The 14,420-nt window shown below is 67.6% G+C and carries 9 protein-coding genes and 1 pseudogene; 4 read left to right on the top strand and 6 right to left on the bottom strand.

The annotated features are described in order from the left end of the window. The first annotated feature begins 48 nt into the window (after positions 1-48). The gene (locus tag ABD466_RS33695) at positions 49-3,516 is read left to right on the top strand and encodes a glycosyl hydrolase (RefSeq protein WP_344661283.1); all 3,468 of its coding nucleotides are present in this window, start codon (positions 49-51) and stop codon (positions 3,514-3,516) included. A 614-nt stretch (positions 3,517-4,130) separates the two neighbouring features. Continuing rightward, positions 4,131-4,982: an HAD family hydrolase gene (locus ABD466_RS33690; protein ID WP_344661282.1), complete on the top strand. Its 852-nt coding sequence runs from the start codon at positions 4,131-4,133 to the stop codon at positions 4,980-4,982. Between the two features lie 12 nt (positions 4,983-4,994). On the opposite strand, the gene ABD466_RS33685 is transcribed toward ABD466_RS33690, so the two are convergent. Beyond that, a complete protein-coding gene (locus tag ABD466_RS33685) occupies positions 4,995-5,405 on the bottom strand; it encodes a hypothetical protein (protein ID WP_344661281.1) in 411 nt (136 codons plus the stop codon). Positions 5,406-5,630: 225 nt separating this feature from the next. Between ABD466_RS33685 and ABD466_RS33680 the strand changes: the two are divergent. Then, a pseudogene (locus ABD466_RS33680) lies at positions 5,631-5,933 on the top strand (ATP-binding protein); the annotation flags it as partial. Positions 5,934-6,718: 785 nt separating this feature from the next. Here ABD466_RS33680 and ABD466_RS33675 read toward each other — a convergent pair. The 3 genes from ABD466_RS33675 to ABD466_RS33665 all read right to left on the bottom strand — a co-directional run bounded on the left by ABD466_RS33675 (position 6,719) and on the right by ABD466_RS33665 (position 10,347). Beyond that, a complete protein-coding gene (locus tag ABD466_RS33675; RefSeq protein ID WP_344661280.1) occupies positions 6,719-9,586 on the bottom strand; it encodes a tetratricopeptide repeat protein in 2,868 nt (955 codons plus the stop codon). A gap of 41 nt (positions 9,587-9,627) precedes the next feature. After that, on the bottom strand, positions 9,628-9,924 hold the full coding sequence (locus tag ABD466_RS33670) for a trypco2 family protein (protein WP_344661279.1): 297 nt from the start codon (positions 9,922-9,924) through the stop codon (positions 9,628-9,630). Positions 9,925-10,011: 87 nt separating this feature from the next. Then, complete coding sequence (locus ABD466_RS33665; RefSeq protein ID WP_344661278.1) at positions 10,012-10,347, bottom strand: Tn3 family transposase; 336 nt, start codon at positions 10,345-10,347, stop codon at positions 10,012-10,014. A 332-nt stretch (positions 10,348-10,679) separates the two neighbouring features. Between ABD466_RS33665 and ABD466_RS33660 the strand changes: the two genes are divergently transcribed. After that, positions 10,680-11,264: a hypothetical protein gene (locus tag ABD466_RS33660; RefSeq protein ID WP_344661277.1), complete on the top strand. Its 585-nt coding sequence runs from the start codon at positions 10,680-10,682 to the stop codon at positions 11,262-11,264. An 80-nt stretch (positions 11,265-11,344) separates the two neighbouring features. On the opposite strand, the gene ABD466_RS33655 is transcribed toward ABD466_RS33660, so the two are convergent. Beyond that, complete coding sequence (locus ABD466_RS33655; protein WP_344661276.1) at positions 11,345-11,881, bottom strand: DUF2716 domain-containing protein; 537 nt, start codon at positions 11,879-11,881, stop codon at positions 11,345-11,347. A gap of 42 nt (positions 11,882-11,923) precedes the next feature. Further along, positions 11,924-13,546 carry an ISL3 family transposase gene (locus tag ABD466_RS33650; protein ID WP_344661275.1) on the bottom strand — a complete coding sequence of 541 codons (1,623 nt, stop codon included), beginning with the start codon at positions 13,544-13,546 and terminating at the stop codon, positions 11,924-11,926. Between the last annotated feature and the right edge of the window lie 874 nt (positions 13,547-14,420).

Genomic DNA, 14,420 nt, shown 5'->3' with positions numbered 1-14,420 from the left:
AGGGCGGTCGCAGCATCCTCACCCACCTCGGCGGCCGCTGGACGTAGTATGCCGACCGGCCAGCGGCTGATCGCCCTCGGCGCCGTTCTGGCCGTTCTGGTCAGCCTGCTGACTCTGTTCGTCCTGGTCCCGGCGGACGCCGACGGCGTCGGGGCCGGCGGCTTCACCACCCAGCCGGTGGGAGCCCTGCCGTCCGGCTGCGGATCGGTGTCCACCAACCCGCGCGAGTGGGTCACCGCGAACGCCCCCGCAGGGGCGGTGCCCACGAACGACTGGTGGACGTCGATCCTGTGGAAGCGGACCAACTGCGCCTACGGCGAGCCGATGTTCGCCCACCCGCTGGGCTTCAAGGCCGAGCCCGGCGGCCTCGGCTTCTCGTACACGACGACGCCGACCATCACCGGCAGCGCCGGCGGCGTGGGGGAGTACCACTTCCCCTACAGCGAGGACTTCGTGGCCGGCGTGACCCAGCTGAACGCGCCCCAGGTCATGGTCGACGGCTGGAGCGACTGGACTGTCAGCCCGTGGTTCGGCGACGGCACGCACACGTTGCGCGCCACCATCGGCGAGGGCCTGCCCTTCGCCTACTTCCAGGCCACCGGCGGCGCCGCGCAGATCAGCGCGTCAGGCGGCGCGACCCCGACCGTGTGGTCGGACACCGGCTCCATGCTCGGATTCACCATCAACGGCCACGACTACGTGGCCTTCGCCCCGACCGGCTCGACGTGGACGCAGAACGGCTCGGCGTTCACCTCGACACTGGCGGGGAAGGACTACTTCTCCGTGGCGGTCCTGCCCACCACCCCCTCGACGGCCGCCGCCGACCGTGCCGCGCTCGCCGCCGCCTACCGCCAGGACGCCTACAATTTCGTCACCGGAACCACGGCCTCCTACAACTACAACCCCGCCACCAGCCTGGTGACGACCACCTACGCCTACACCACCAACGCCGTCGAGGGCGCGGGCTCCGGCACGGTCGCGGCGCTGCTTCCCCACCAGTGGCAGTACCTCACATCAGGCGCTCCGCTGTCCCAGACCTACGTCTCGCCTCGGGGCTCCTTGAAGGTGCTGACCGGCATCACGTCCTTCACCACCACCATGACGTTCCACGGCGTCCTGCCGGAACTTCCGGCAGTGGCCGACGGCACCGGGCCGGACCTCGCGACCCTCCAGAACTACCTGGCCGCCGAGCAAGCCGACCCGCTCAAGCAGGTCTCCGACGACACCTACTGGACCGGCAAGGCCGTGGGCCGCGCCGCACGGCTCGCCGAGAGCTCCGACGAAGTCGGCGACACCGCCGTGCGCGACGCGGCCTTGACCGCGATCCAGGCCAAACTCACCGACTGGTTCACCGCCACACCCGGCAAGACCGCCCACGTGTTCTACTACGACAAGAACTGGGGCACGCTGATCGGGTACCCCGCCTCCTACGGGTCCGACCAGGAACTCAACGACCACCACTTCCACTACGGCTACTTCATCGCCGCCGCGGCCACGCTGGCCAAGTTCAACCCTTCCTGGGCCACCAACAGCCAGTACGGCGGCATGGTCGACCTGCTCATCCGGGACGCCGACAACTACGACCGCACCGACACCCGGTTCCCGTACCTGCGTGACTTCGACATCTACGACGGTCACGACTGGGCCTCCGGGCACGGCTCGTTCGCCGCCGGCAACAACCAGGAGTCCTCCTCCGAAGGCATGAACTTCGACAACGCCCTGATCCAGTGGGGCGAGGCCACCGGCAACACCGCGGTGCGCGACGCCGGCGTCTACCTGTACACCACGCAGGCCGCGGCCATCCACGACTACTGGTTCGACGCCGGCGGGCAGGCCTACCCCGCCTCCTTCCCGCACCACGAGGTGGGGATGGTCTGGGGCGACGGCGGCGCCTACTCCACCTGGTTCTCCAGCAACCCCGCCCAGATCCAGGGCATCAACCTGCTGCCGGTCACCGGCGGCCACCTGTACCTCGGCGACGACCCGAGCTCGGTCCTGGCCGACTACAAGGACCTGACCACCATGCTGAACGGCGCCCAGCCCACCGTCTGGCAGGACATCTGGGACGAATACCTGGCCCTGGGCGACGGCGGCCAGGCGCTGTCGAACTTCCGCGCCAACAGCACGTTCACCTCCGAGGAGGGCGACAGCAAGGCCCACACCTTCCACTGGGTGGACAACCTCGCCACCCTCGGCCACGTCGACACCGCCATCACCGCGGACTATCCGTTGACCGCGACCTTCACCAACGGCGGCGCTGTGACCTACGTCGCGGCCAACATCACCGGCAACGCGCTCACCGTCCACTTCTCCGACGGGACCGTCCTCCAGGTCCCGGCCGGCAAGACGGTCGCGTCGGGCGCGAACACCTGGAGCGGCGGAACCGCGTCCGGCGGCGTCGGAACCCCCGGCGGCCCGTCGAGCCCGCCGCCGACCACACCGTCGTCGAGCTCGCCGACTCCCACCCCGACACCGAGCAGCACACCGTCGAGCAGTCCCTCCAGTTCGTCGTCGGGTGGCGGTTCGCCGACGCTGTACCTGCAGTCGAACGGAACCACGCAGGCCAGTCCCGGAAACGCGAGCACGATGAGTATCCCCTCCGCAGGTGGCGGCAGCTTCGACGGGACACCGACGAACCCGGTCACGTTCACCGCCACCGGGCTGACCCTGACCCACACCACCGGCACCACCACCTTCGACCTCCCGATCGACGCCGGCACCGCCGTGGGCGACGGCACCCAGGTCCGCATCTCCTACGACTGCACCGGATCCGGCACCTGGAACAGAATCGAGACCTACCACTACTTCGCCACCGACAACCTGCCCGGCAACGAGCACTACACCCAAACCAGCGGACTGGAGACAGCCACCGGCACCTACTGCAACCTCACCGACGGCACGATCAAGATCGAAATCTGGAACGCCATCGGCACCAGCCCCACCACCCTGGCCACCGGCAACCAAAGCATCGTCAACCTGCCCTACAGCGGGGCAACGCCTTCGCCCACGCCGACATCGACCTCATCCAGTTCGTCGTCGGGTGGCGGTTCGCCGACGCTGTACCTGCAGTCGAACGGGACCACGCAGGCCAGTCCCGCAAGCGCGAGCACGATGAGTATCCCCTCCGCAGGTGGCGGCAGCTTCGACGGGACACCGACGAACCCGGTCACGTTCACCGCCACCGGGCTGACCCTGACCCACACCACCGGCACCACCACCTTCGACCTGCCGATCGACGCCGGCACCGCCGTGGGCGACGGCACCCAGGTCCGCATCTCCTACGACTGCACCGGATCCGGCACCTGGAACAGAATCGAGACCTACCACTACTTCGCCACCGACAACCTGCCCGGCAACGAGCACTACACCCAGGCCAGCGGACTGGAGACAGCCACCGGCACCTACTGCGACCTCGCCGACGGCACCGTCAAGATCGAAATCTGGAACGCCATCGGCACCAGCCCCACCACCCTGGCCACCGGCAACCAAAGCATCGTCAACCTGCCCTACCACTGACACCTGCGGGTTCCGGTCGGAACCATCGGCTCTACGGCCGACTGTTCCGGTGGCCCTCCGGACGGCCCTGGCATGTCACCGCCATGCCAGGGCCCCGATATGTCCCTTCGAAGTCGGCCCTGTCCGGCTCCCTCAACGCAGCCGCCGCGCAGTCCCGCAAGTGCTTCGCGGTCGACTCGTCGGCAGGCAGGAGCGCCTCAACGTGTAGCTCCGCCAAAGACACGTCCGTCGAGGTGGCGAACGTGGTCAGGGTGGGGAAGCCTGAGGTCCCCGGCACCGGTGCGCAGCCTGAGCGGCACAGCGAATCCGAGACAGTCCGGCCCGGGTCGGACGTTCGGCAGGCAGGTCTCCAGCTCCGCCAGGAGCTTCTCCTGCTGCGGGTCGGGGCTGGCGCGGAAGCGCTGGCGCATGGCCTCCGTGACGTGGCGGCCCCATTCGGGGAGGTTGAGCACGCGCCGCGCCATGCCGTCAGGGTGCAGCGCCAGCCGGCGGAGGTTCTCCGTCGAGTGGTCTGCGGGGTTTTGTCTGGCCGGTCATGTGACCGCCTGACCGTTCGGGCTGGGATTGGGCGGAGCATCTTGATCTTTCCTGTGTCGACGGGTGATGCTTAGCCCATGTTCGTGCCGGCCAGGACGCTGTTCGTGACTGATCTCGACGGCACGCTGCTGGGCGCTGACTTGAAGATCAGCAGTGAATCGGCGGCGATCCTGAACGAGCTGATCGGGGCCGGTGTGTTGATCACAGCTGCGACAGCTCGGGCACGCGAGTCGACTCGCCGCGCACTCGCCGGAGTAGATCTATGCCTTCCTGTCGCGTTCCTCAACGGCGGGTATCTCGCGGACCTTCACGGCGAACAGATCCAAGGCGGGTTTCCGCTGCCGACGAAGACCACGTCGTTGATTCTCGAGGGCTACCTTGAGTGCGGGCTGCATCCTCTGGTGTATACGATCGACGCTTTCGGCAAGGAGCACGTCTTCTACCAGGGGACGGGCAACCCGGGTATGCACGCGTATGTCGCCGAGCGGCTCTCTGGGGGTGACCGCCGGCTCCGGCAGGTGGCCGACCTGTCGGTCACCGACACCCAGACCGTGATCGCGATCAACGCAGTAGACACGCCGGAGCGGCTGGCGCCGATGCGCGAGCAGTGGAGCCGGGATGCCGGCGTGTGCTGCCACTACTCCCCGGACATCTACGTTTCTGGATACTGCTGGCTGGAGATCTGCGAGTTCCGGGCGAACAAGGGACAGGCCGCGCTCACGCTCAAGGAACTCGTCGGCGCTGAGCGCATGGTGTGCTTCGGCGACAACACCAACGACCTGGCGATGTTCGCCGCAGCCGATGAAAGCTACGCGGTCGCCAACGCTCATCCGGCCGTTCTTGATGCCGCCACGGCGGTCATCGGCGACCACCGATCGCATGCCGTCGCCCGCCAGCTACGTGAACTTGCCCGGGCCGAGACTCGCTGAGCATGTGGCGGATCAAGCTGCGAGTATGAGCCCGTCGCGGTAGCGCACCTGGTGGTTGCGGGCGAACTCCTGCTGCTCGTGCCAGGCCCAGTAGGTATCGAAGTCGCCGTTGCTTCGCAGGGCACGGAGTTTCAGGACGGCTTCGGCGCCGGCCGGGTCCCGGCGGGCCCCGGTGATGTCCTGACGGTCTTTGACCAGGTGGCGGCATGCTCCCTCGATCACACCGGTCACGATCGGCCAGCCGGAGGCCAGGGCGGTGTCGTAGCGCAGGTGTCCGGCCTTGTCGGCGAGGTAGCCGACCGCCTCATCGACGCCCTTGGGTTTCGCGCCGCGAAGTCTGGCGGTTCGGGCCTGCTTGTCCAGGTCGGCTGCGACGCCGCGGACGGCGCCGGCCAGCGGGGCCCGGGCATGGGGGCGACCCACGCCTCGGCGGCCCGCCCGTCGGCCGCATCGTGCAGACACCAGGCGGCGCCCCACAGGTGTTCGAGTACATGGATCAAGTCGATCACGATCGTGACGTCAGTGCCGCGCTGCTCGGCCTCGACGCAGATCAGGTCGATCTGGTGCTTCGCGCCGTCGACGAGGACGACCCAGTCGCGGCGGTGTTCCGAGTCGCGGGCCTCGGCCTGGTCGAACACCGCGACCGACACCTCCCACGTGCTGTTCGTCGGCCCGCCCGGGGTCGGCGAGACCATGCTCGCCGTCGGCCTGGCCCGCGCCACGGCCGAGGCCGGGCACCGGATCTGCTTCACCACCGCCGCCGAGCTGGCCGCCAAGTGCCACAAGGCCGCCCACGAAGGGCGCTGGTCAACCTGCATACGGCTCTTCGCCGGCCCGCGGCTCCTCGTCATCGACGAACTGGACTACCTGCCGTTGCCCGACGACGGCGCCTCGCTGCTGTTCGAGGTGATCAACCAGCGGAATCTGAAGTCCTTCACGACCTTGACGACGGCACCTACCGCTCGCGCCGCTGCCGCGACCGGGCTGCCAACCCCCGCGACAAGGCCGAAGACGCTGAGCCGAAGCCCGGCTGGCCGCCGTCGGCGGACCATCGTCCAGAGCGGTGCGGGGCCGGGGTCTGATCGGGACGGTGCGGACCTTGCTGCCTTTGTCGTACAAGCGCAGCTCGCCGACCCTCCTGGACATGCGGACGTCCTCGACATCCAGGGCCACGACCTCGGAAATGCGGGCTCCGGCGTAGAAAGGCACGAGTACGATCGCCCGGTCGCGGACGTTCGGCCAGCGTTCGACCTCGCGCAGGAACAGCAGGCGGTCGCGCGACTCCCGCGCCCGCGGCGCCGTCTCGGGCAGTTCGGCCCGCTTGGCGTCGGCCGGACCCAGGCCGCGCCGGGTGTACAAGTCGTCCAGGGCAGCCAGGGCATTGTTCACAATGGCCGGCTCGCGCTTGACCACGGCGAGCAGGTGGGTCCGGTAGTCGCGCGCCGTCCAGTCCCGCGCCCGCTTGTCGCCCAGCGGGTCGCCGTCGCCGACGGGGCAGGTGTCGAGCCGGATGAGGAACCGGCGGACCTTGGAGACGTAGGTGCGCCGGGTATGCGCCGAGAACGGCGCCTGCGCCAGCTGCCGGGTGTAGTCGTCAAGCACCGTGGCGAACTGGTCCGGGACGGCCGCCGGACGACGTCCCCGCCGAGCCGCCCCAAGCCGTTCCCTGTTCTCTGAACCTGTATCCGGGCTCTGCGGGGCACCTGAGAGCGTGTTCTGTGAACCCGTGGCAGGATCTAGTTTGGAGAATCAGTATTCTCTAAATCAAAGGCCGCCAACCGGGCGGCGACATGCTGGTCGCGTTGATGGAGACCGAGCCCGCGATAGATGTCCAAGGCTCGGCGAAGACAAACCACCGCCTCCGTTGCCCGCTCCGTGCTTGCCAGGCATTCACCCTGTTCTTCCAGGGCTTCTGCTTGCCCGAGCCGGTGGCCCATCTGGCAGGCCAGTTCCAGGGACTGCTCCAGAAACCGGATCGCGCCGTCGTAGTCGCCGGCCCGTCGCAGCACGGTTCCTAGGCCATAGAGGGCATTGGCTTGCCCGAACCTGTCACCTGTGTGGCGTGCCAGCTCCAGGGATTGCTGCAGAAACCAGATCGCACGGTCGTGGTCGTCGGACTGGGATCGCGTTCCCAGTCCGTAAAGCGCGTCGACCTGACCGATCAGGTTGCCGGCCAGCTGAGCCTGGTCCAAGGCCCTGTTAAGGTATCGGATGGCACCCGTGTCGTCGCAATCCGGCCAGGTGAGACCCAGTTCGATGAGGACCGCGGTCAAGCCGACTCCGTCATCGACATCCTCGTATATCTCCAGGGCCTGCTGCTGGTCGCGAAGCGCTCCGGCGCGGTCGCCGTTCTTGGACCGTAGCCGTCCGAGATCGTGGAGAACAGCGGCCCATCGGGTCGGGTCTTCGTTTCCGCGGGCCAGTTCCAGGGCTTGCTCGAGGTCTCGGTTCGCGCCGGGATAGTCGCCCACTTTGTAGCGCATGCGGCCCAGATCGTTGAGGGTAGCAGCTTGCCCGACCTGGTCCCCGCTCTGGCGGAACAGCACCAAGGCAGGTTCCAAGGATTCGATTGCGTCTGTGTAGTCGCCCGTCATCGACTGCACACGCCCCAGGTTGTCCAGGGCGGTGGCCAGGGCAGGCCGGTTACCACAGCGTTCTGCTGCCCCTATCGCCCTGGCGTGCAGCGTCTTGGCCAAAGACCACGGGCCCTCGATCAACAGCAGGGGTGCCAAGTCGGCTGTCAGGGTGATGAGGGCCTCGTTCCGGCCCCGGTCGGCGGCGTATTCGACGCAGGCCAGCAGGTTGGGCCGTTCACCGCGCAGCCAGGAGAGCTCAGCCTCGGTGCCGTGGAGCCGATGTTCGGCGGCGGTTCGCTGATAGTAGACCAGCAGACGGTCGACTGCCGTCCTGCTGTGCTCTGGATCAGCATCAGGCAGGGTGCGGGCATACTCGCGCACCAGATCGTGCATCCGGTAGCGACCGCGGGTCGGCTCGTCGAGCAGGTGGTGTTCTTCCAGATCCTGAAGCAGACGCTTGGCCGCGAGCGGGTCGACCTCCAGCATCGCTGCTGCTGCGCCGACATCGGTGTCGATGCCCGGAGATGCGCCCAATAACCGGAACATCTGTTGCTGGAGGAAGTTCAGGTCCCGATAGGACAGGTGAAAGGCCGTCGCGACGCTTTCGTCCTCCCCTATCAACGCCGGCAGCGGACCGACTGCGGTCACCTCATCAACCAGATCTTCTGCACTCCAGGACCGGTGGTGGCGTAAACGCGCTGCGATGATCCCGATGGCCAGCGGCAGGTGTCCGCACAGCCCGACCAACCGTACTACCTGCGGATCATCCGGCCTCAGGTCCCGTCGACCGACGATCCTGGTGAACAGCGCGCAGGCCTGCGGCGAGCTCAGCACCTCGAGACCGGTCACTGTGGCGTCGGCCAGACCTGTCAGTGGTCTGCGGCTAGTCACCAGAACCAGGGTGCCGGGGGCCGATGGCAGCAGTGGGCGGACCTGCGCGCTGTTGAGCGCATCGTCCAGCACCAACAGCATCCGCCGGCCCGCAGTCCGTGCGCGCCAAAGGCCTGCACGTGCCGGACCGTCAGGAAGGTTGCCGGTCACACCGTCGGCGGTCAGCAAAGTGCCGAGTACCTGATCGGGGTCGGCCGGATCGACCCCGGGAGTGTGTGCGTGCAAACGTACGAACCACTGCCCGTCGGGAAAACGGCTGGCCAAGTGATGCGCGGCGTGCACAGCGAAGGTGGTTTTGCCGACCCCGGCCATCCCATCGATCGCGTGGATTCTCAGGACAGGCGCCGGTTCGTCGAGGACTGCTATAAGTTCATCCAGGGTCTCAGCTCGCCCAGTGTAGTTCGCGACGTCTCGCGGCAGCGACATCGACGGACCACCGGTCGCCGTCTCCCACCGGGCGCCGACGTCCCGGACCACGGCCAGCTCGTCCATCGTCTCCGGCAGCCCGATCAGTCGGGCCAGATCGGCCAACTTGCGAGGGTCCAGCAGCCGGTACCAGCCGTCCACCCGGAACGCGGTCAGCATGCCCGGGCCCTGCCGCAGGTGGTGCTCGGTGAGCATCGCGATCAGGGTTCCACCGGCGAACACCGCGGCCCCAGACATCCCCTGCCACGGCGAGGCACCGTCGGGGTCCGGCCCTGGCGGCACCGACACGGTCACCTCCAACGTTCCGGCATATCGGTTGGCCTCCGGATGGCACACGCCCGCCGCCTGGTAGGTGTCCCGGTACAACCCTTCCCCGGGCACGTCGGCGGCGCGGTGGTCGTTGTTGAGCTTGAACCGGGGGAACCCCAGCGCGTCACAGTCCACTGGGCCTGCCGGCCGTCCGAACACCAGCGCGGGAACCCCCCGGGTCTCGGGCCGTTTAAGGCGCAGCACCGCCACGTCGGCGCGGGCATCGGCGAACACCACATCGGCCGACAACTTCCGCATCTGACCGGGGGCGTCCACGAACCGCACCTCAGCCGCCTGCGCGCCGTGCAACACGTGCTCGGCGGTCAGCACCAGTTCGGCGGTCGCCAGGTAGCCGGAGCCGAGCCACTTCTCACCGGCTGCGTCCACGACGACCGTCTGCACCGCCCGGCGCGCGTCCCACCCGCCCGGCGTCCCAGCCGTGCTCACGGCTCGCCAGGCAGCGACCGCCCGGACACCCGCGGCGAACCGCCATCTCTCAGTTTCGGTGTCAGCGTCAGCTTCACCCGCTGCGTCCCGGTCGACGAAGTCTTGCCCTCGGTGCCGGCGTCGACCACCCAGAACCGCGCCTTCGCTCCCGCTGAGGCCGACCGCTCCACGACGACCGACACCTCCAGCTCCACCGGCCCCACCTCGAACAGCAGCGCCGAACCGTCGGCTGCGACCACCGCCGCCTCCAACTCCGCACGCAGATCCCGAATCACCGACGCCAACTCGATCACACCAGGCCCTCCCCACGACCGGCTCCGATGGTTTTCAGTGTAGAACTCTGATACCGGCCGTGCCGGTCGAACGCCCAGGTGGCAGGGCTATTCGTCTGGGTTCTCGCCGATGCTGAGCCGCCGTCCGAGGTCAAGCCAGACTTCGCCGTAGGGGCGAACATGCTCCCAGAACAGCGCGGTCAGGCCGCGCCGGTCGGCCCGGCTCAGCAGATCGGCCCATTCAGGTTCGGCTAGGACGTGCTGAAGCACGAGGGTGTTCACATACACCAGGCCTGCTTGCAGGATCCGCAGGCACGCCACGGTCATCTCGACCTCCTCCTTGTGGTTGGTGGAGATCTCACCGGACTTGCCGTAGGCGATCACGGCGTTGGCACGGTTCCAGGCCTCGACGACGTTCAAGCCCTCCTCGATCTGCCGCCCCATGACCGCGCATCATGCCGCAATCCGAGCTCTAAGAAGCTGTGATCCGCCGAACAGGAGGAAACGGCACGTCAGATCGCTTGATCACAGCCGTTTGGGCCAGGTGGTCGATGCGTTGACGGCGCCCCGTGACGCGACGTCAACGAACCGGCAGGTCCTGGAACCGGCCGCAACCCGTCCCCGCCCGCACTGCGGCGAGGCCATCACCATCGTCGTCCTGCTCACCGCCCCGGAAACCGCACGCCCACGGCTACCAACTGCTTCGGAGGTCGTCGCACTGCGCCGCGCCTGACCATCCTCTGGAACACGTCGGATGCCTCTGACATGCTGCTCCGATGGTTCAGACGTCAACCGATCTGTGGCTGCTGCCCGAGGATGAAGTCCTTCTCGGGCAGCACATCACCGCCGCGTTCCCGGACGCCGCCTGGCGATGCAGCCAGCCCGGACCACGCAGCCTGCACCAACTGCACCTCCACCCCACCATCGAGACTGCCCTGACCTGCGGCGGAGTCCAAGCGTTTCTGAGCTTGCCGATCGGGGCCTCCCTGCCCGCCGACGTCGAGCCCGTCGACGGCGTCCGGCCGCCGACCGGGCCGCCCACCAGAGCCATCGTGCAGCTCCTGCGCTCACAGATTGTCAGCTTCAGTGACGAGCACTTCCGCAGCGGGCGACTGGCCGTGCGCTGGTTCGAGTCCGACGTCGATCCCGACACACATCGCCTCCTCCCAAGCCAGACACGCGCGATCTGGACCGCCCTGAAAGCCGCAACCCGGGTTGCCCACATCGAACGGCCCAACGGCAGCCGACTGACGGGCACGCGAATCGGCCCCGCAGCACACGACAAGGTCCTCCGCGACAGCATCGCCCTGGGACGGCCGGGCGCGGAGCGCTTCCAACTGATCAAGCCCGCACGGGCATAAGCGCCGAGCAGGCACCTGCATTTTCAGGGCTCTGGCGTGTATCACGGGATGGTCGCGGCTGGATCGCGGCGCGGGGGTGCCTAGCCGTTCGGGACTGGGCGGCCGGCTCGTCGGAGCGTGTGCTTCAGGAGGCTGTTGATCTCGTCTGCGGCCGCCGCCAGCAGGTTCGCGCCGAACAGGCAGAGTGAGTGCTCCCATGGGTGGCCGAAGGTGCCGTAGGTGAAGTCTTCGGCGAGCAGGATGGGGTAGTCGCCGTCCGGGTAGGGGCTGCGTGGCCAGCCAGGGGATGCCTCAGGTGCGTCCGGTAGGAAAATGTCGGTCGGGGGCTGGTCTGGGCGGAGACGATAGCTGGTGTGCTGCCACTCCAAGAGCAACAGCGTGTTGCCGGGTGCTGTGCAGGCGGCCAATGCGCCATGGATGAGGGTGACCAGCGTGTCGAGCTTGCGATGCCTGGGGTCGTCCTCCAGCGCTTGAAGGCTCCAGGTGATGGAGTCGGTGGGTTCGGTGATCGCAGGAAACTGGTACATGCTCGGACGGAACGTGAAGGCGTTGTCAAAGCGGTCCCACACCTGCTTGGACTCCGCGGTCGTCAACTGTTGGACTGCTGCCTCGCTCACGGGGCGAATCTATCGCTGATCAGGCGCACCTGGACTGCGAGATCATGGTGGTTGGGCAAGGACCAGGGTGCGCAGAAGTCCGAACGACGCCCGTCCGAAACACCTCCTCTTGATCAGCTTGACGCGCGTGACGTGGCCCTCGACCACACCTGAGTTCCAGGGAAGGGACAGCCCGGCGACGACGGCGTCCCAGTCGTTCTGGAGGAACGCGGCGAAACCTTGGAGCGGCCGTGATCCGTGCTCCAGGACCTGCTGACTCCAGTCAGCGAGATCGGCCTGGCCGGAGCGTCGGCGCAGGATCGCATGGAAGTCGCCGGCCAGCTCCCGGGCGATGCTCAGGTCGGGGCAGGACTCCATGACCTGCTTGAGCCGCTGCTGTTCGTCTTCGGACAGGCTGCTTGGGCTACGCATGATCCAGCCGGTGATCTGGCGAGGGCTGGGAACGACACGGCGCTCTTCCAGATCGGCTGTGCCGGAGCGCAGTGTGGCGACGTAGCGGCGGACCGACTGGTGGCTGCCCGGGTAGCCGCGTTCGGCGATCTCCCGGAACAGCTGATTGGCGTTGTGGCAGCCGCTGTGAAAGCGAGCCTGGAGGAGCGGCTTGAACGGGTCGATCTTCGCCGGGCGGCGATCACGGGCCGAGGCGAGCATGTTCTCCAGGTCCTCGGTGGCGAAGCGTTTGACGGTGCGCGGGTCCAGCCCCAGGATCCGGGCGGTCGCGGCCATCGTGTGGCCCTGGTCCAGCAGTTCAAGGACGTCAGCGTGGCGTTGTCGGGTGCGTGCGAGAAGCTGGTTGCCCGGGGGGTCCGATGGCGGCAGGCCATCCTCGATCGGGGACCCGCCCGGAGCGTCGGGCTCCTGATCCGCACCTGGGGCGGCGAGTGGCTCGGCGGCTTTGCGCAGGCAGGCGCGGTGAGCGTGGGCCGTCTTCTCCACCGCGGCGGTCAGGTTCTGGAGCAGGTGCCAGCGGTCGGCCACCTGGGTCGCCGATGGTGCGCCCCGCTTGGCGCCCTCGCTGTAGACGCTGGAGCGGTCCCGGCAGATGATCTCGACGCCAGGATGGGCCGCCAGCCAGGCGACCAGGCTGTCCGCCGTCCGCTCCGGAAGTAGATCAACCGGCCTGCGCGTCTCCACGTCGCACAGCAACGTCGCATAGGTCCGGCCACGTCTGATCGCGAACTCGTCGACACCCAGCACTCTCACCCGTGGCGTCGCCGGGATCGGCAAGGCCTTCACGCGGGAAAGCACCGTAGTCCGTTCGACGGCGGCTCCCAACTGCCGCAGCAGCCGCGATCCCGGCCGACCGCCCACGGCCAGCCCGACCGTCTGGACCATGCGCGCCATCGCAGGGCTGCACCTGGCATGCCGCGAGGTCAGGTTCGGCACCTGCTCCGCGAACGTCACCTTCTCGCAGGACCCGTTGACGCAGAAGAAACGACGGGCACGAAGATGCACAACCAGGCGCCGGCCGCCAAGCGGTCGGTCGACCAGCCGCCGCAGGTACTGGCTGTGTATTCGGGCCGAGACGCCTCCGCAGCCCGGACACGTCGCTTGACCGACCGCGCACCGCGCGTCGACCCGCACATGGTCGCCAACCACCATGGCCCCGTCGATCACAAGCCCCTCGACATCGGGCCAAACCAGACCCCAGAGATCCCCACCCACAACACAGCACCATGTGCACCAACAGCCTCGTGAGCAGGTCAGACCCGCAAGAATCACCCGGACGTGGCCGTGACCGTCCCGTGATGCTCGCCAGAGCCATTTTCAGAGAGCGCCATCACCGCTGGACGCCGACCAGCGGTGATCGGCCGGGTTCCATGAGGCCGGCGAACCCTCGAGCACAGTCCTGGTGTCCTGTCTCACTGAAGTTGGCCAGCGGCCAGAGCCCTGAGCTGCGGCGGGACAACTTCAGTGAGACGGATCAGCCCGCGGCGTCTCACTGAAGTTGGCCCGTGGGACAAGTTCTCTCCTCTTGTCTCACCGAAGTTGGCCATTCTCGGCGGTTCACTCCGGCGAACACAGGCCGTCTGACCAGCACGGCGACGAGGCCGGCGCAGTGTCGAAGATCGTTGTCTCACTGAAGTTGGCCGCTCCCGCGCGGATCGGGCCAGATTGAGTGAGACGGGGCCAACTTCGGCGAGACAGGATACCTGGCCAGCTTCGGTAAGGCAGGTCAGGTGTCTCACAACGACAGTGGACGGCACCCCGTTTTGCCTTGCATCACGCCGCCCCGCCCCTCCGCCTACCCGACGCTCGCGACTCCGCATAACGTGCATTATGCGGAGGAGGTTTCGTTGCACTGCATTACAGGATTGCGTTGCATTGCATGGTGTGTAACGCATTGAAATGGTGTTCAAAAGGGTGACGCGGAGTGGCGGTGCCCGACACGCCCGGCGCGTCCGCCAGGATGGGAGCGTGAGCGATGAGCTGAGTTCCGGTGGGCGGCCGCTGTGCAAGTTCGAGCGGCTCGGGCGGTGTTCGCGGCCTGTGAAGGAGACGTTGCCCGGGAGCCGCGGACGGCGGCACGAGTACTGCG

The sequence above is a fragment of the Catenulispora subtropica genome (genome assembly GCF_039531675.1).
Taxonomy (GTDB): Bacteria; Actinomycetota; Actinomycetes; order Streptomycetales; family Catenulisporaceae; genus Catenulispora; species Catenulispora subtropica.
This window is presented reverse-complemented; position numbering and strand designations above follow the sequence as displayed.

What these genes read in the sequence shown, in the direction of transcription:
- ABD466_RS33695 (WP_344661283.1), top strand. Translation starts at nt 49, where the DNA reads ATGCCGACCGGCCAGCGGCTGATCGCCCTCGGCGCCGTTCTGGCCGTT.
- ABD466_RS33690 (WP_344661282.1), top strand. Translation starts at nt 4,131, where the DNA reads ATGTTCGTGCCGGCCAGGACGCTGTTCGTGACTGATCTCGACGGCACG.
- ABD466_RS33665 (WP_344661278.1), bottom strand. Translation starts at nt 10,347, where the DNA reads ATGGGGCGGCAGATCGAGGAGGGCTTGAACGTCGTCGAGGCCTGGAAC.
- ABD466_RS33660 (WP_344661277.1), top strand. Translation starts at nt 10,680, where the DNA reads ATGGTTCAGACGTCAACCGATCTGTGGCTGCTGCCCGAGGATGAAGTC.